Genomic DNA, 16,126 nt, shown 5'->3' with positions numbered 1-16,126 from the left:
TGGCGCCTTTCGAGGCGCCTGCATGCGAGATGCCTCATTCAAGGCATTAACAATTGATTCAGGATGCGTTGGATGCCTGCACGCATGGTGATAACCCTATCAATAATTGATAGTTCTATCACTAGCATCCGGACGCAACGACTCACCACCCGCCGCGTCCACCATGCAAACACAGGCTCCCTCCCGCACTTCATCCGACACCGCCGCCAGCGAACTGCTGCGGCGCGCGCGCGAACTCCAGTCCGTGCTGCGGCAACGCGCCGCGCAGGCCGAGCGGCTGCGCCGCGTGCCCGACGAGACCATTGCCGACTTCCATCGCGCGGGCCTGTTCCGCGCCCTGCAGCCAGCGCGCGTGGGCGGCGCCGAGCTGCACCCGGCCGATTTCTTCGACATCTGCGCGGAGGTCGCGCAGGGCTGTGCCTCGAGCGCCTGGGTGCTGTCGAACCTGGCCTATCACCACCAGTTCCTCGCACTCTGGCCGGACCGGGCGCAGCAGGAGGTCTGGGGACCGTCGCCCGACACGCTGGTCGGCTCCTCCTACATCTTTGCGCGCGGCACGGCGCGCCAGGTCGACGGCGGCTACGAGCTCGAGGGGCAGTGGCCGTTCTCGAGCGGCATCGATCCCTGCGGCTGGTGCGTGCTCGGCGCCATGGCCAGCGACGCGCCCGGCGAGCCGCCGCGGCCGCGCTACTTCCTGCTGCCGCGCGAGGACTACGAGGTGCTCGACACCTGGCACGTGGTGGGCCTGCGCGCCACCGGCAGCAAGGACGTCGCCGTCGGCAAGGCCTTCGTGCCCGGTTACCGCAGCCTGTCCTTCGACGAGGTCGCCGCCGCGCAGGCACCGGGCCTGGCCCTGCACGCGGCACCGCTGTTCCGCGTGACCATGCAGGGCGTCGGCGGCTTCGTGCTGCTGCCGGTGCTGCTCGGCGCCGCGCGCGCGGCGGCCAACGAGTACGTCGAACGCACGCGGCAGCGCAAGACCACGGTCGGCGCGCGCAGCCAGGCCGAGCTGCCCGGCGTGCAGGACCGCGTCGCCCATGTCGAGGCGCTGCTCGACACGGCGCAGCTCGTCGCGCGGCGCAGCTGGTGCGATGCGATGGATTCGCTCGAGAGCCATCCCGCCATCCCCGGCGCCCTCGGCGCGCGCCTGCGCCGCGACTCGGCCTTCTGCGCGCGCCTCGTTACGCAGGCCGTCGACCTGGTGTTCGCGGGCACCGGCGGCGCCGGCCTGCAGGAGAGCGATCCGATCCAGCGCATGTGGCGCGACGTGCATGCGGGCGCCGCGCAGTTCGGCCTGCAGTGGGACGTGTCGGGCCCGGCCTATGGCCGGGTGCGGCTGGGCCTGCCGAGCGGCATGCCCGGATTGGGCGTCTAGACCTTCGATCAACCCTGACCGGCAGCCTCGATGCGCCGGCAATCACAAGGAGCAGGAGACATGATTTCTTCGATGCAACGCCGGGGCTGGCTTCGCGCCAGTCTCTCGGCACTCGCGCTCGGCCTTCCCGCGCTGGGCTGCTGGGCCCAGGCCTATCCGGCCAGGCCCGTGCGGCTGATCCTGCCGTTCCCGGCCGGCGGCACGGCGGACGCGGTCACGCGCCACCTCGCCCACAAGATGAGCCTGGCGCTCGGCAAGCCCTTCGTGGTCGACAACGTGGTCGGCGCGGCCGGCACCATCGGTCTCGCCCAGGGGCTGCGCGCCGCGCCCGACGGCTACACCATCACGCAGATCTCGAACACCAACACGGTGGCGGCGCTGCACATGTTCAAGCGCCTGCCCTTCGATCCGCGCAAGGACATGGTGCCGGTGGCGAGCCTGTTCCAGATACCGTCCGCGGTCGTCACGAACTCCCGCGGCAGCGCATTCGGCAGCTTCGCCGAGATGCTGGCCTACGCCCGCGCCAACCCGGGCAAGCTGTCGTACGCCTACTCGCATGCCACCGGCGCGGTGGCGGGCGCGAGCGTGAAGCAGGCCGCGGCCATCGACATCGTCGCCGTGCCCTACAAGAGCGGCCCGCAGGCGGTGGTCGAAACCCTCTCGGGCGAGATGCCGCTGCTGTTCACCGACCTCGGCGCGGTGCTGCCGCAGATCCGCGCCGGCAAGCTCAAGGCGCTGGCGGTCACCTCGGCGCAGCGCTCCGCGCTGCTGCCCGACGTTCCCACCCTGCGCGAGGTGCTGCCCGGCGCCACCGAGTTCACGGGCTGGAGCGGCTTCGTCGTGCCGGTCGGCACGCCCAAGGCCGTGGTCGACAAGTTGCACGAGACGCTGCAGCAGATCCTCGCGAGCGAGGACACCGCGAGCTTCCTGCGCGGCCTCGGCGGCGAGCCGATGCCGATGTCGGCCGACGAGTTCGCCCGCTTCATCAAGGACCAGGAACCGCTGTGGGCCAAGGCACTGGCCGCGGCCGGCATCGCGCCCGAATGAACCCCATCCCCACGAACCCCACCCCGGAGACCGCCATGCATCGCAAGTTCGTCGACCTGTCCATCTACCTCGAGAACGACGTGCTCTCGGACCCGCCCGGCAAGGGCCCGAAGATCGAGTACTTCCACCACCAGAACTCGCACCACCAGCTCACGAACTTCTTTCCCAAGCTGCAGAAGGAAGACCTGCCCGACGGCGAGGCCTGGGCCGTGGAGCGCGTGTCGCTGTCGACGCACAACGGCACGCACCTCGATGCGCCCTATCACTTCCACAGCACGATGGACAAGTCGCTCGGCGAGCCCCGGCCCTCGATCACCATCGACGAGGTACCGCTCGAGTGGTGCTTCCAGCCCGGCGTGAAGCTCGACTTCCGCCACCTGCCCGACGGCTACGTGGTCCAGCCCCAGGACGTGGAGGCCGAACTCGCGCGCATCGGCCATGCGCTGCGGCCGCTCGAGATCGTGATGATCAACACGCGCGCCGGCGCGCTCTACGGCGATCCGGTCTACGTGAGCTCGGGCTGCGGCATGGGCTACGAAGCCACCATGTACCTGCTGGAGCGCGGCATCCGGCTCACGGGCACCGATGGCTGGAGCTGGGACGCGCCCTTCGTCCACACCGCGAAGAAGTACGAGGCCACCGGCGACGCGGGCCTGATCTGGGAAGGCCACAAGGCCGGCCGCGACATCGGCTACTGCCACCTCGAGAAGCTGCACAACCTCGAGGCACTGCCCGCCGACGGCTTTCACGTCGCCTGCTTCCCGCACAAGATCCGCAGCGCCTCCGCCGGCTGGACCCGCGCCGTCGCGATCTTCGACGAGCGCCTGAACGCGGGCTGATCGTCGTCCACGCACCGTCCATCCACTCCAGCGAGGATTCCATGGCACTCGACTTCACCCACGACCCCGCGCGCCGCTGCATCGTCGCGTCCGCGCATGCGCCCGGCTGCGACTTCACCTTGCAGAACCTGCCGTTCGGCGTGTTCCGCCGCAAGGGCGGCAACGGCCCGTTCCAGGGCGGTGTCGCGATCGGCGACCAGGCCCTGTGCCTGGCCGAGGCGCAGGCGCGCGGCTGCTTCGACGGTCTCGCCGGCCAAGCCGCGAGCGCCGCGGGCGGCTCCACGCTCAACGAGCTGCTCGCGCTCGGCCCGCCCGCATGGCGCGCGCTGCGCCATGCGCTGGTGCGCCTGCTCGATGCGCAGGAGCTGCATCCGAAGGCCGCGGCGCTGCAGGCCGCGCTCGTTCCGCTCGCGGACATCGAGCATGCGCTGCCGATCCGCGTCGGCGACTTCACCGACTTCTACACCTCGATCCACCATGCCGAGAACGGCGGCCGCCTGCGCAATCCGCCCGTGGGCCTCGCGCCCAACTTCCAGTGGATGCCGATCGCGTACCACGGCCGCAGTTCGTCGCTCGGCGTGAGCGGCGAGCGCATCCATCGCCCCTGGGGCCAGGCCCGGCCCTCGAGCGACGACCCGCCGGTGCTGCGGCCTTGCGAGATGCTCGACTACGAACTCGAGCTCGGCGTGGTCATCGGCCGGGGCAACGCGCGCGGCACGCCCGTTGCGCTGGCGCATGCGATGGACCATGTGTTCGGCCTCACCCTGCTCAACGACTGGTCGGCGCGCGACGTGCAGGCCTGGGAGATGACGCCGCTGGGCCCGTTCCAGGCCAAGAACTTCGCGACCACGCTCTCGCCCTGGATCGTCACGCTCGATGCGCTGGCGCCGTTCAGCGTGCCCTGGCGCCGGCCGGCCGATCATCCGCAGCCGCTGCCCTATCTCGAGTCCGCGGGCCATCGCGCCGCGGGCGCGCTCGACATCGAGCTCGAGGCCTGGCTGCAGCCCGAAGGCCAGCCGGCCTCGCGCCTGAGCCGCACCAACTTCCGCCACCAGTACTGGAGCATCGGCCAGATGATCGCGCACCACACGGTGGGCGGCTGCAACCTGCGCGCGGGGGACCTGCTGGGCACCGGCACGATCTCGGGGCCGACCGCGCCCGAGGCCGGCAGCCTGATCGAACTGAGCCGGCGCGGTCGCGAACCGGTCGCGCTGGCGAACAGCGACGACCGGCGCGCCTTCCTGCACGACGGCGACCGCGTGATCCTGCGCGGCTGGTGCGAGGCGCCGGGACGCGCGCGCGTGGGTTTCGGCGAAGCAGCCGGCACGGTGCTGGCCGCGCATCCGGCGGGGAGCCTCTGACATGGCGCGCTATGCACGCGTGACGCCCGCGGACGGCGTCCTCCAGTGGGCGGTGGAACGCCATGGCGAACTCTGGGGCCTGGGCGCCGAGGTTCCGGCCGGCGCGCACGATACGGCCTGGCAGGAACTCGTGGCCTCGGGACCGGGCGCGGCGATGCTGTCGCGCGCCACCCTGCTCGACCCCGCGCGGCTGCGCTGGGAAACGCCGGTGGCGCGCCCCGGCAAGGTGATCTGCCTGGGCCTCAACTACGCCGCGCACGCGGCCGAGGGTGGCAATGCCGCGCCCGACTACCCGAGCTTCTTCCTGCGCGGCGCCACCTCGCTGATCGCGCACGAGGCACCACTCATACGCCCGCGCGTGTCCGACAAGCTCGACTTCGAGGCCGAGCTGGCCGTCGTCATCGGCCGCCGCGCCCGGCATCTCACGCCCTCGCAGGCGCTCGACGCCGTGGCCGGCTATGCCTGCTTCAACGACGGCACGCTGCGCGACTACCAGCGCCGCACCGCGCAATGGACCATCGGCAAGAACTTCGACGGCACCGGCGCCTTCGGTCCCTGGCTGGTGGCGGCCTCGGCGCTGCCGCCCGGCGCGAGCGGGCTGCGGATCGAATCGCGCCTCAACGGCGGCCTGATGCAGAGCGAACGCACCGACCACATGCTGGTGACGGTGGCGCAGGCCCTGGTGCTGCTGAGCGAGGCGCTGACGCTCGAGCCCGGCGACGTGGTGGCCATGGGCACGCCTTCGGGCGTGGGCTATGCGCGCAACCCGCCGGTGTGGATGAAGCCCGGCGACTGCATCGAGATCGAGATCGAAGGCGTGGGCCTGCTGTCGAACCCCGTGGCCGCCGAGGCCGCGCCCGAGTGAAGGCCCGCGCCTTCCCGACGCCGGGACCCTAGCGCCGCACCGGCGCCGCCTTCCCCACCCACGGCCCGCGGGCCGCGAAGAACAACACCCCAGGGGCGCATCGCCCCTGGGCGGAGCGCTGTCGCCCATTCCACGCCACCCCAAGGAGGAGATCATGAAGTTCGGAGCTTTACGGTTCGCGCTGCCCCTGTGCGCGGGCCTTGCATCACAGGTCCAGGCGCAGTCGTCGCTCACGCTCTACGGCATCGTCGACGCGGGCTTTCGCCACGTGAGCAACAGCGGCGTCGGCTCGATCGACAGCCTGTCCAGTGGCGGCTACCGCACCAGCCGCCTCGGCATCCGCGGCTCGGAGGACCTCGGCGGCGGCCTGCGCGTGGGCATCAAGCTCGAGACCCTGATCGGCGTCGACACCGGCAACGTGGGCTCGACCAGCATGCCGGGCCAGTTCTGGAACCGTGGCTCCTACGTCGAGATCCTCGAACGCGGCTGGGGCACGCTGCGCCTGGGCTACGACCTCCATCCGGTCTACGTCACCTGGATGGAGAACGATCCCTGGCTCAACATCGGCATGGGCAGCTCGGGCAATCTCTACGACACGCTGCAGAACGGCCCCCTGCGCTCGGTGTTCGGCCCGCTCTCGAAGAACGACACCACCTTGCATTACGCGCGCAACATGCTGCAGTACTTCAGCCCCAGCCTCCATGGCTTCTCGGGCACGCTGGCCCTGGCCCCGCGCGAGAACGAAACCGTCGCCACCGGCGCGGCCCGGCTGCGGCTGATCCGGCTCGGCTACAACGCCGGCGGGCCCTTCAGCGCGGCGGTCGCGCATGCGGTCTCGGACGTGCAGCTGCGCGCCGGAACGCCGACGAACCGGCTCGACGATTCGGTCGCCACCGCGGCCTGGGACTTCGGCGCCGTGCGGCTGGCCGGCACCTGGCGCCAGTTCCGCGCGGCCGGCAGCCGGCAGGCGAACTGGATGCTGGCCGCGACGGTGCCGGTGTCTAGCGGCAAGATCCAGCTCTCGCACGGCCGCACGCGGCTGTCGGGCACGGTCACGACCCAGCTCGCGCCCGGCACCGTGGCCGGTCCCGTCGACGGCAACGGCGGTTCGATGTGGGTGGTGGGCTACGCGCATTCGCTGTCGAAGCGCACCACGCTCTACACCCAGGCGGCGCGCATCGAGAACCGCGGGCAGTCGTTCATGGCGCTGCCCGGCGGGCCCGCGGTCAACGCGGGCAATTTCGCGGGCGGCCGGTCCACGGGCTTCGAGCTCGGCATCGCCCACACCTTCTGAGGCTGGGGTCTAGCCCTTCTTCAGCGCCCGGATGCGCAGCATGCCTTCCTGCGCCGTCGAGGCCACCAGCCGGCCGTCGCGCGTGTAGATGCTGCCGCGGCACAGGCCGCGCGCGCCGCTCGCGCTCGGCGAATCGAGGACGTAGAGCAGCCAGTCGTCGAAGCGGAAATCGCGGTGGAACCACATCGCGTGATCGAGGCTCGCGGGCCGCACCTGGCCGGTCATGAAGCTCAGGCCGTGCGGCAGCATCGCGGCGCGCAGCAGGCCGTGGTCGGAGGCGTAGGCCAGCAGCGCGCGGTGCACCATCGGGTCGTCGGGCAGCGGCGCGATCGCGCGCATCCAGATGGCGCTGTCGGACGCGGGCCGCGGCACCGGCGCGAGCAGGTCGTCGGGCTGGACGCGGCGGTACTCGATGCCGTGCGGCTCGATCGCCTTGCTGCGCCAGGGCTCGGGCAGCCGGTCGCCGAGCGCGATGCGCTGGTCGAGCTCGCTGACCAGGCCGTCGGGGCCGGCCACCTCGGGCATGTCGATCTGGTGCTCGACGCCGTCGTCCACGGTCTGGAACGAGGCCGACATCTCGAAGATGATGCGCTCCTGCTGGCGCGCCACCACGTGGCGGGTGGTGAAGCTGCGGCCGTCGCGCACGCGGTCCACGCTGTACTCGATGGGCGCATGCTCGCCCGGCAGCAGGAAGTAGGCGTGCATCGAATGCACGGGCCGATCGGCGCCGACCGTGAGGTTGGCCGCCATCAGCGACTGCCCCAGCACCTGGCCGCCGAACACGGCCGGCGTGCCGATGTCCTCGCTCTGCGCCAGGAAGCGGTCGCCGCCCTGGGGTTCGAGCTGCATGAGGGCGACGAGGTCGTCGACGAGGCGGGCGGCGGTGGCGGTATCGGGGGTCATCGGGAGCGGCTGGACGAAAGAGAGCCGCAAACGATAGCAAACATGGGGCCGGGGGGCTGTCGCGCGCGCTTCGGGCGCCTTCTGTCCCCTGCCGCCCCTCAGCGGTCCAGGTCGACCCCGTCCGCCGCCAGCTTCGCCTGCAGCGCCGCCACGTCCACGTCGGCGAACGCGCCGCTGCCGAGCGTGGCCGCCGCCGTGCCCGCGGCCTGCCCCATCACGAAGCAGCCGCCGCTGGCGCGCGCGGCCGACTGGCCCTCGTGCGTCATCGAGGCGCAGCGGCCGGCCACCAGCAGGTTGGCGACCGTGCGCGGCACCAGCATGCGCCAGGGCAGGTGGTTGTAGGCGTTGTCGGCATCGCGCGGGAAGGCCCACTCGATGCGGCCGTCGGCATGCATCTCCATCGGCCAGGCATTGAGGCCGATGGCGTCGTCGAACTTCGCCGACGACAGGATGTCCTCGCGCTCGAGCGCGTACAGGCCCTGGATGCGCCGCGTCTCGCGGATGCCGACCTGCGGCGCGATCTCGACGATGGCCGACTGCGCGAAGCCCGGCACCTCGGCCTTGAGAAAGCGGAAGTACTCGGCGATCTGGCGCCGGCCCTCGAGCTCGCCCTCGGTGAGTTCGCGCGCGTCGACGCCGTTCATCGCGCGGCCCTCGGCATTGCGGATCTGCGTGACGTTGGCGCGCCATTCGCGCGGGTCCTTGTTGGGCCGCAGGATCGCGCCCTCGCGCGGGAAGCGGTAGGCGCCCGGCTTGCTCGCCTCGGCGCGCGCCATGAAGTCGTTGATGGCCTTGAACTCGCCCACCGCCTCGAGCGCGGCCGGCGCGTCGACCTGGCCGATGCGGAACATGGTGGTCGGGAACAGGCCGCTTCCGTGGCCGTCGCCGACCTCGAAGGGCACGCCCGCGAAGGCCGCCACGTCGGCATCGCCGCTGGCGTCGACGAAGGCATTGGCGCGGATCGCCTGCCGGCCCGACTTGGTCTCGACCACCAGCGCCGCGATGCGCTCGCCGTCGTGGATCACCGAGGCCGCGAGCGCATGGAACAGCAGCTTCACGCCGGCCGCCTCGAGCAACTGGTCGGCCGCGAGCTTGTAGGCCGAGGTGTCGTACGAGCGCACGCGGATGCGCCCGCCCATGCCGTCCTGCGGATCGTTCATGCCGTTGAGCGCCACGATGCGCTCGACCAGCTCGTCGACCACGCCGCGCACCAGCTGCGTCATCTGGCCGCGCCGCTTGCCGTACAGGCCCGCGAAGTTGGTGACGCCGCCCGCCGTGCCCATGCCGCCGAGGAAGCCGTAGCGCTCCACCAGCAGGGTGTTCGCGCCGTGGCGCGCGGCGCTCACGGCGGCGGCGATGCCGGCCGGACCGCCGCCGACCACCACCACGTCGTAGCTGCCGTAGACCGGCAGCGAACGCGACGGCTCGGCCATCGTCATTGCAGCCGTCATTGGAGAGTGATGCCCTTGGTCGAGATGATCTTGGTCATGATCGCGGCCTCGTCGTTGACGCGCGCGCGCATGCCGTCGGGCGAGGTGCCCACGGCCTGCCAGCCCTGCTCGAACAGCTTCTGGCGCACCTCGGGCTGCTTCATCACCGCCTCGAGCTCGCGCCCGATGCGCGCCTGCGCGGCCTTCGAGAGGTTGGCCGGGCCCAGCAGCGCCACCCACACCTCGAGGTTGAAGTCGCGCACGCCGGCATTGGCCAGCGGCGGCACCTCGGGCACCAGCGCGCTGCGACCGGCGGTCAGGCCGATGGCCTTGAGCTTGCCGGCCTTGATCTGCGGCATCGCCACGCCGGGCGGGATCAGGCCCATCTGGATCTGGTCGCCGAGCATGCCGGTGATGACCTGCGGATTGCCCTGGTAGGGCACGTGCTCGGGGTTGAAGCCCGGCACGCGGCTCTTGAGCAGTTCCATGCCCAGGTGGCCGACCGAGCCGATGCCCACCGAGCCGTAGTTCCACTTGTTGCCCGCCTTGCGGCCGGCGTCGAAGAAGGCTTCGCCCGAGGGCAGGTTGTTCTGCGCCACCAGCACCAGCGGCGCGGTCGCGAGCAGCGAGAGGTAGGTGAAGTCCTTGGCCGGGTCGTAGGGCAACTTGGGATAGAGCAGCTTCGACGACGTGAGGTTGCCGTTGATGACGACGCCCAGCGTGTGGTCGTCGCTGGCCTTGGCCACCGTGTCGGCCGCGATGTTGCCCGAGGCGCCGGGCTTGTTGTCGACCACGATCGGCTGGCCCAGCGCCTTCGACAGCGGCTCGGCGATGGTGCGCGCGGCGATGTCGGGCGTGGAGCCGCCCGGGAAGCCGACGAGCAGGCGGATGGGCTTGGTGGGCCAGGCGGGCGCCTGCGCGCTCGCGGCCAGCGGCAGCGTGGCGGCGGCCAGGCCGCAGGCGATCAGGAGGGCTCTCTTGGTGGCTTGCATGGAAGAAGAAATGTCAAAAAGTGTCAAAACAGGCGGGCAGCTTAACTGCCCCAAGCAAGGCACGGGCCGCTATTCGAGGCTGATGTTGCCCCTGCGCACCAGCTCGCCGTAGACCTTGGACTTGGCCTCGGCCTGGCGCTCGATCTCCTCGGGCGACCAGGCCAGCGGCTCGAAGGCGAAGGTGTCGAAGCGGGCGCGGATCTCGGGGTCGGCGATGACCTTCGCCACGTCGGCGTTGATCTTCGCCTTGATGGCCGCCGGCACGCCCTTGGGCGCGAGCAGCGAGACGAAGGAATTGACCTCCAGCCCGGCCGGGCCGCCGGCCTCGGCCATGGTCGGCACCTCGGGCATCTGCGGAATGCGCTTCGGCGCGGCCACGGCGATGTAGCGCAGCTTGCCGGCCTTGTAGATGCCCTGGCTCGAGGGAATGCTCGCGAAGGCCCACGGCACCTCGCCGGTGCCCACGTTCGAGTACAGCTGCGAGACCTCGCGGTAGGGCGCGTGGCGCATGCGGATGCCGCTCAGCGCCTCGAGCTGCTGCGCGCCCAGGTGGCCCGGGCTGCCCACGCCCCAGGAGCCGTAGACGATGGCGTCGGGATCGGCCTTGGCGGCGGCGATCAGGTCGGCCATGGTCTTCCACTTGGAGTCGCTGCCCACGGCCACGAAGAAGGGCGTGCGGAACAGCGAGGCCACCGGGTCGAAGTGCTGCAAGGTCACGAAGTTGCGCGACTTGTACAGGTGCGGCAGCGCGGCCACGTGCTCGCTGTCGAGCTGCAGCAGGGTGTAGCCGTCGGGCGCGGCGCGCCGGGCCTGGTCGATGGCGATGAAGCCGCCGCCGCCGGGCCGGTTGTCGATCAGCACGCGCTGGTTCCACAGCCGCGAGAGCTTGTCCGAGACCAGACGCAGCACCGCGTCGGGGCCGCTGCCGGCCGCGAAGGGCGTGACCAGCGTCACGGGCTTGTTCGGATAGTCGCCGGCCTGGGCCGCCGCGCCGCCGGCCATGGCCAGCGAGGTCAGGGCGAGAAGGCCGGTCAGCAGTGCGCGCGGGAAGTTCATGGTCGTTTGTCTCCGGTGGGCCTTTGGGCCTCGATGGTTGTGGATCTTGAAGGCGTCGGGTGTCAGTGCGGCGAAAGCACGGTGGCCTCGGTGCGTGCCGCCGGGCGCAGCGCCTCGGGCGCGTCGTCCAGGCAGCGCTCGGGGCGCCAGGCATAGAGCCACTCGACCGCATCGTAGAAGCGCTCGGGCGTGCGGCCCGGCCAGAGGCTGTTGCGCACCAGGCGCTCCACGCCCTTGGCATGGTAGAGCCGGCCCATCTCGCGCACCGACAGCACCACGCGGGCCGTGCGCGCCACGCGCGCCGCCTCGTAGAGCCGGAAGGCGGCCGGCAGGTCGAAGTCGCAGGCCTTCACGGCCTCGCCGAGCGTCACCGCGTCCTCGAGCGCCATGCAGGCGCCCTGCGCCAGGTACTGCATCATCGGATGCGCGGCATCGCCCAGCAGCGTGGCCGCGCCCTCGCTCCAGCGTTCGACCGGGTCGCGGTCGGCGGTGCTCCAGCGGCGCCACGAGGTCGGGCGGTCGAGCAGCTGGCGCGGACGCGCATGCACGCCCTCGAAGTACGACAGCACCTCTTCCTTGCTGCCGTCGGTCACGCCCCATTCCTCGCGCTCGCGGCTGTGGAAGGTGACGACCAGGTTGTATTGCTCGCCATGGCGCAGCGGGTAGTGCACCAGGTGGCAGTCCGGACCGGCCCAGACCACGGGCGCGTTCCAGCGCAGGTCCACCGGCATGTCGGCCGCCGGCACCACCGCGCGGTAGACCACGTGGCCCGAGACGCGCGGCGCGTCGCCGATCAGCGCGGCGCGCACCACCGACTTCACGCCGTCGCAGCCGACGATGGCATCGGCCTGGAAGCGCCGGCCGTCGCGCGTGACCGCGACCACGCCCTGCCCCCGGGTGTCGAGGGTCTCGACCTGCGCCGAGGTGTGGAAGCGGATCAGCGGATGCTGCTTCACGGCCTCGTGGATCGCGCCGTGCAGGTCGGCGCGGTGGCTCACCGCATAGGGGTTGCGAAAGCGCGCGCGGAAGGCCTCGCCGACCGGCACCGAAGCCACCTCCGAGCAGTCGACCGCGTCCATCATCACCAGCCGGTCGGTGAACACCGAGCCCCGGCGCACCGCCTCGCCCACGCCCAGCGCGTCGAGCGCGGCGAAGGCATTGGGGCCGAGCTGCAGGCCGGCGCCGATCTCGCCGATGGCGGCGCTCTGCTCGAGCAGGTCGATCGACACGCCCAGGCGTGCCAGCGCCAGCGCGGCGGCCATGCCGCCGATGCCGCCGCCGACCAGCAGCACGGTGGGGGAAGGGGTCGGGCTCATGCGCGGCTCGCTCAGTCGATGCGCACGCTCAGCGACGGCAGCCGCTCGATGCTGACCTTGATCGTCTGGCCGGGCTTCACCGCGCCCACGCCCTCGGGCGTGCCGGTGAAGATCAGGTCGCCGGGCTGCAGCGCGAACAGGGTCGACAGGTTGGCGATCACTTCGTTGACCGACCAGATCAGGTGCGTGATGTCGCTCTTCTGGCGCACCTCGCCGTCGACCTCGAGGCGGATCTCGCCGGCATTGATCTCGCCCACCTCGGCCAGCGTGCGCAGCGGCGCGATCGGCGCCGAGAAGTCGAAGGCCTTGCCGATCTCCCACGGCCGGCCCTGCTCGCGCATCTTCATCTGCAGGTCGCGGCGCGTCATGTCCAGGCCGACGGCATAGCCGTGGATGTGGCTCGCGGCCTGCTCGACCGGGATGTCGCGCCCGCCCTTGCCGATGGCCACCACCAGCTCGGCCTCGTAGTGATAGTTGGCGGTCAGCGCCGGATAGGGAATGGCGCCGGTCGCGCCCTCGGCCACCGGCACCACCGAGGCGTCGTCGTTGGGCTTGCAGAAGAAGAACGGCGGCTCGCGGTCGGGATCGAAGCCCATCTCGCGCGCATGGGCCGCGTAGTTGCGGCCCACGCAGTAGACGCGGCGCACGGGGAACTGCTTGTCGCTGCCGACGATGGGCAGGCCGACGATGGAAGGAGGCGTGAAGACGAAGGACATGAGGGCTCCTGCCGCGTGGGGCGGCAACGGTCGAGGGAAAGGAAAAAACGAAAGGGCCGGGGTTCAGGCGTTCTCGAGGAAGGCTTCGCGCAGGATCCCCATGGCCTGCTGCACGGGCCGGTCCGAGAAGCTGAAGAGCACGCAGTCGCCGTTGGGCGCGTGCAGCGTGAGCGGCGCCCACGAAGGCACGACGAAGGTGTCGCGCGGCCCGAACTCGAAGCGCTGGCCCGCGATCTCGGCGCTGCCATGGCCTTCGACCACGCTGTAGACCGTGCCGTCGGTCGCGCGGTGCGTCTTGCCCGCGAAGCCCTTGGGCAGCAGCTGCAGGTTGGTTGAGATGGTCGGCATCGGCGAGCCGCCGGTCAGCGGATTGATGTAGCGCAGCTTGTGGCCCAGCCAGGCATCGGGCGCTTCCTGCTTCTGCAGTTGCGCCAGCGCCTCGCGGCTGCGTGCATAGGGGTAGTTGAAGATCGGCGAGGTCTGCGACGCGTGGTCGTGCCGCACCGGCACCATGTTGTGGCCGAAGCGCGCGAGGCTGTGGCCCTCGGGCCGCGCCACGTGCTGCACCTTGGCGTCGTCGTTCTCGGCGAAGCCGGCGTCGAAGAAGCGCAGCATCGGGATGTCGAGGCCGTCGAGCCAGACCACCGGCTCCACCACGCCCTCGATGCCCTCGTTGCCATGGTCGTGCCAGGCCCACGAGGGCGTGATGATGAAGTCGCCCGGGTACATGGTGGTGCGCTCGCCGCCCACGGTGGTGTAGGCACCCTGGCCGTCGACGATGAAGCGCAGCGCCGACTGCACGTGGCGATGCGAGGGCGCGACCTCGCCCGGCATGATCAGCTGCAGCCCGGCATAGATCGACTGCGTGATCGAGGAGTTGCCGGGCAGCGCCGGGTTCTCGAGCACCAGCACGCGGCGCACGGCCTCCTCGGCGGTGATGAGGTCGGCCGACTCCATCAGCAGCGGGCGGATCTCGTCGTAGCGCCACAGCGCGGGCACGCAGGGCGTCTGCGGCTCGCGCGGCACCAGCGCATGCAGCGATTCCCACAGCGGCGTGAGGTGCAGCGGACGGATGCGGTCGTAGTAGTCGCGGCGCTCCTGCGCATTGGAGGGCGCGGCGCGGGCGGTGGAGGGGTTCATGGCGTGTCTCTCGCGGTGCATGGCGCGGCGGCGACTTCGGGCGCCGGCCTGGTTAGAACTTCCGAATCAACGGGATCATCCGCCCGCACTACTATTGGCGCAATGGGGGACCGGCGATAGCTCCGATCCTGTTTTTCGATAATGGCGGCCCGCGGGCCGCACACGGCGAGGGCCGCGCCCATGGCACAACTCGATCTGGAATGGCTCTTGGTGTTCGACGAGGTCTACAAGACCGCCAACGTCTCGAGCGCCGCCGAGCGGCTCGGCATCTCGCAGTCGGCCGCGAGCACGGCGCTCGCCAGGCTGCGCACCCACTTCGGCGACAAGCTGTTCGTGCGCACCTCGCGCGGCATGGAGCCCACGCCCTATGCGCGCCAGACCCAGCCGCTGGTGCTCGACATCCTCGACCGGCTCAACCGCGCCAAGGGCGGCCGCGCGGTGTTCGACCCCGCCACGGCCGAGCGCAGCTTCCGCATCTGCATGACCGACATCAGCGAGGTGGTGCTGCTGCCGGGCCTGCTCGACCACCTGCGGCACGTGGCGCCGGGCGTGCGCATCGAGACCGAGATCATCTCGACCGAGAGCGGCCGCCGGCTCGAGGACGGCGCGGTCGACCTCGCGGTGGGCTTCATGCCGCAGCTCGAGGCCGGCTTCTACCAGCAGACGCTGTTCATGCAGAACTTCGTCTGCCTGGCGGCGCGCAACCATCCGCGCGTGGGTGCCCGGCTGACGCGCAAGCGCTTCGAGGCCGAGGCGCACGCGGTGGTGGCCTCCTCGGGCACCGGCCATGCGATCGTCGACAAGACCATCGCGCGGCTCGGGCTGCGGCGCCACGTGGTGACGCGGCTGTCGAGCTTCCTCAGCGTGGCGCGGATCGTGGCCCACACCGAGCTGCTGGTGGTGGTGCCGCGCATCCTCGGCCAGGTGCTGGCCACGCAGGAGCCGGTGCAGCTGCTCGAGCCGCCGTTCGAACTGCCCTCGTACGCGGTCAAGCAGCACTGGCACGAGCGCTTCCATGCCGACGCCGGCAATGCCTGGCTGCGGCGCACGCTGGCGCAGCTGTTCAACGAGGGCGAGGCGGCGGGCCCGGCCTGAGCCGGTGGCATGGCGCTTGCGGCCCGGCGGGCATGCCTGGACGACGGGCGGCGGCCGAACCGTCATGCGCGCCCTCGCATAATCGCCTCCCCCACGTTCCGGCCCCGCGGCCCCTTCCGAAAGCAAAAGGCACAGCATGTCTTCCATCACCCTGCGATTCCTCGCCGAGCCCAACACCGTCAACTTCGGCGGCAAGGTCCACGGCGGCACGGTCATGAAGTGGATCGACGAGGCCGGCTACGCCTGCGCCACGAGCTGGGCCAAGCGCTACTGCGTCACCGCCTTCATCGGCAGCATCCGCTTCCACCGCCCGATCATGATCGGCGACCTGGTCGAGGTCGAGGCGCGCATGGCCTACACCGGCAAGACCAGCATGAACATCTCGGTCGAGGTGCGCAGCGGCGACATGAAGGGCGGCGCGATGGAGAAGACCACCGAGTGCCTGATCGTCTTCGTCTCGGTCGACTCGCACGGCCGGCCGCTGCCGGTCGAGGCCTACGTGCCGGGCACGCCGGGCGAGATGGCGCTGGCCGAGCGCGCGCGGGCGCACCTCGACGCGAGCCGCGCGGCCTCGGGCACGCCCTGAACGGTCCGCGAAGACCCGCCAAAGACCCGAATAGGCAAAAGGCTCTAACCGCACGCGGCCCGCGCGGCTAGAGTTCGGCGGTTTCCGGCAGACCGCCCCTCCCCGCTTCCC

15 protein-coding genes are annotated in these 16,126 nt (G+C 71.0%); 8 read left to right on the top strand and 7 right to left on the bottom strand.

Going from position 1 to position 16,126, the window contains the following annotated elements:
* The first annotated feature begins 163 nt into the window (after positions 1-163).
* The 6 genes from BM109_RS36565 to BM109_RS36540 all read left to right on the top strand — a co-directional run bounded on the left by BM109_RS36565 (position 164) and on the right by BM109_RS36540 (position 6,781).
* Positions 164-1,375 (top strand): acyl-CoA dehydrogenase family protein, encoded by a 1,212-nt coding sequence (locus BM109_RS36565; RefSeq protein WP_093354292.1) that lies wholly within the window; start codon positions 164-166, stop codon positions 1,373-1,375.
* Positions 1,376-1,435: 60 nt separating this feature from the next.
* Positions 1,436-2,422, top strand: a complete 987-nt coding sequence (locus BM109_RS36560) for a Bug family tripartite tricarboxylate transporter substrate binding protein (RefSeq protein WP_177239554.1) — start codon at positions 1,436-1,438, stop codon at positions 2,420-2,422.
* 35 nt (positions 2,423-2,457) lie between these two features.
* Positions 2,458-3,261 carry a cyclase family protein gene (locus tag BM109_RS36555; protein WP_093354286.1) on the top strand — a complete coding sequence of 268 codons (804 nt, stop codon included), beginning with the start codon at positions 2,458-2,460 and terminating at the stop codon, positions 3,259-3,261.
* Between the two features lie 41 nt (positions 3,262-3,302).
* Positions 3,303-4,622, top strand: a complete 1,320-nt coding sequence (gene fahA / locus BM109_RS36550; protein ID WP_093354284.1) for a fumarylacetoacetase — start codon at positions 3,303-3,305, stop codon at positions 4,620-4,622.
* A 1-nt stretch (position 4,623) separates the two neighbouring features.
* Complete coding sequence (locus BM109_RS36545) at positions 4,624-5,487, top strand: fumarylacetoacetate hydrolase family protein (protein WP_093354281.1); 864 nt, start codon at positions 4,624-4,626, stop codon at positions 5,485-5,487.
* A 154-nt stretch (positions 5,488-5,641) separates the two neighbouring features.
* Entirely contained in the window at positions 5,642-6,781 is a 1,140-nt protein-coding gene (locus BM109_RS36540; protein WP_093354278.1) for a porin, read from the top strand.
* Positions 6,782-6,790: 9 nt separating this feature from the next.
* Here BM109_RS36540 and BM109_RS36535 read toward each other — a convergent pair whose 3' ends face one another.
* The 7 genes from BM109_RS36535 to gtdA form a co-directional block, all read right to left on the bottom strand.
* Positions 6,791-7,684: an acyl-CoA thioesterase gene (locus BM109_RS36535; protein ID WP_093354276.1), complete on the bottom strand. Its 894-nt coding sequence runs from the start codon at positions 7,682-7,684 to the stop codon at positions 6,791-6,793.
* Positions 7,685-7,782: 98 nt separating this feature from the next.
* Positions 7,783-9,135, bottom strand: coding sequence for an FAD-dependent oxidoreductase (locus BM109_RS36530; protein WP_093354273.1), 1,353 nt, complete (start codon positions 9,133-9,135; stop codon positions 7,783-7,785).
* Positions 9,132-10,106 carry a Bug family tripartite tricarboxylate transporter substrate binding protein gene (locus tag BM109_RS36525; protein WP_093354271.1) on the bottom strand — a complete coding sequence of 325 codons (975 nt, stop codon included), beginning with the start codon at positions 10,104-10,106 and terminating at the stop codon, positions 9,132-9,134. Before BM109_RS36525 ends, BM109_RS36530 begins: the two co-directional genes overlap by 4 nt.
* A gap of 69 nt (positions 10,107-10,175) precedes the next feature.
* Positions 10,176-11,162: a Bug family tripartite tricarboxylate transporter substrate binding protein gene (locus tag BM109_RS36520; protein WP_093354268.1), complete on the bottom strand. Its 987-nt coding sequence runs from the start codon at positions 11,160-11,162 to the stop codon at positions 10,176-10,178.
* Positions 11,163-11,224: 62 nt separating this feature from the next.
* On the bottom strand, positions 11,225-12,478 hold the full coding sequence (locus BM109_RS36515) for a 3-hydroxybenzoate 6-monooxygenase (protein ID WP_093354265.1): 1,254 nt from the start codon (positions 12,476-12,478) through the stop codon (positions 11,225-11,227).
* Between the two features lie 11 nt (positions 12,479-12,489).
* Positions 12,490-13,194: a fumarylacetoacetate hydrolase family protein gene (locus tag BM109_RS36510; protein ID WP_093354263.1), complete on the bottom strand. Its 705-nt coding sequence runs from the start codon at positions 13,192-13,194 to the stop codon at positions 12,490-12,492.
* 63 nt (positions 13,195-13,257) lie between these two features.
* Positions 13,258-14,334, bottom strand: a complete 1,077-nt coding sequence (gene gtdA / locus BM109_RS36505; RefSeq protein ID WP_093354260.1) for a gentisate 1,2-dioxygenase — start codon at positions 14,332-14,334, stop codon at positions 13,258-13,260.
* A 180-nt stretch (positions 14,335-14,514) separates the two neighbouring features.
* On the opposite strand from gtdA, the gene BM109_RS36500 reads away from it, so the two are divergent.
* Positions 14,515-15,429 (top strand): LysR family transcriptional regulator, encoded by a 915-nt coding sequence (locus tag BM109_RS36500; RefSeq protein WP_093354468.1) that lies wholly within the window; start codon positions 14,515-14,517, stop codon positions 15,427-15,429.
* 136 nt (positions 15,430-15,565) lie between these two features.
* Entirely contained in the window at positions 15,566-16,015 is a 450-nt protein-coding gene (locus tag BM109_RS36495; RefSeq protein ID WP_057594705.1) for an acyl-CoA thioesterase, read from the top strand.
* Positions 16,016-16,126 lie beyond the last annotated feature (111 nt).

The sequence above is a fragment of the Variovorax sp. PDC80 genome (assembly GCF_900115375.1).
Lineage (GTDB): Bacteria > Pseudomonadota > Gammaproteobacteria > Burkholderiales > Burkholderiaceae_C > Variovorax.
This window is presented reverse-complemented; position numbering and strand designations above follow the sequence as displayed.

What these genes read in the sequence shown, in the direction of transcription:
- BM109_RS36495 (WP_057594705.1), top strand. Translation starts at nt 15,566, where the DNA reads ATGTCTTCCATCACCCTGCGATTCCTCGCCGAGCCCAACACCGTCAAC.
- BM109_RS36520 (WP_093354268.1), bottom strand. Translation starts at nt 11,162, where the DNA reads ATGAACTTCCCGCGCGCACTGCTGACCGGCCTTCTCGCCCTGACCTCG.
- BM109_RS36510 (WP_093354263.1), bottom strand. Translation starts at nt 13,194, where the DNA reads ATGTCCTTCGTCTTCACGCCTCCTTCCATCGTCGGCCTGCCCATCGTC.
- BM109_RS36525 (WP_093354271.1), bottom strand. Translation starts at nt 10,106, where the DNA reads ATGCAAGCCACCAAGAGAGCCCTCCTGATCGCCTGCGGCCTGGCCGCC.
- BM109_RS36565 (WP_093354292.1), top strand. Translation starts at nt 164, where the DNA reads ATGCAAACACAGGCTCCCTCCCGCACTTCATCCGACACCGCCGCCAGC.
- BM109_RS36540 (WP_093354278.1), top strand. Translation starts at nt 5,642, where the DNA reads ATGAAGTTCGGAGCTTTACGGTTCGCGCTGCCCCTGTGCGCGGGCCTT.
- gtdA (WP_093354260.1), bottom strand. Translation starts at nt 14,334, where the DNA reads ATGAACCCCTCCACCGCCCGCGCCGCGCCCTCCAATGCGCAGGAGCGC.
- BM109_RS36555 (WP_093354286.1), top strand. Translation starts at nt 2,458, where the DNA reads ATGCATCGCAAGTTCGTCGACCTGTCCATCTACCTCGAGAACGACGTG.
- BM109_RS36500 (WP_093354468.1), top strand. Translation starts at nt 14,515, where the DNA reads ATGGCACAACTCGATCTGGAATGGCTCTTGGTGTTCGACGAGGTCTAC.
- fahA (WP_093354284.1), top strand. Translation starts at nt 3,303, where the DNA reads ATGGCACTCGACTTCACCCACGACCCCGCGCGCCGCTGCATCGTCGCG.
- BM109_RS36530 (WP_093354273.1), bottom strand. Translation starts at nt 9,135, where the DNA reads ATGACGGCTGCAATGACGATGGCCGAGCCGTCGCGTTCGCTGCCGGTC.
- BM109_RS36515 (WP_093354265.1), bottom strand. Translation starts at nt 12,478, where the DNA reads ATGAGCCCGACCCCTTCCCCCACCGTGCTGCTGGTCGGCGGCGGCATC.
- BM109_RS36560 (WP_177239554.1), top strand. Translation starts at nt 1,436, where the DNA reads ATGATTTCTTCGATGCAACGCCGGGGCTGGCTTCGCGCCAGTCTCTCG.
- BM109_RS36545 (WP_093354281.1), top strand. Translation starts at nt 4,624, where the DNA reads ATGGCGCGCTATGCACGCGTGACGCCCGCGGACGGCGTCCTCCAGTGG.
- BM109_RS36535 (WP_093354276.1), bottom strand. Translation starts at nt 7,684, where the DNA reads ATGACCCCCGATACCGCCACCGCCGCCCGCCTCGTCGACGACCTCGTC.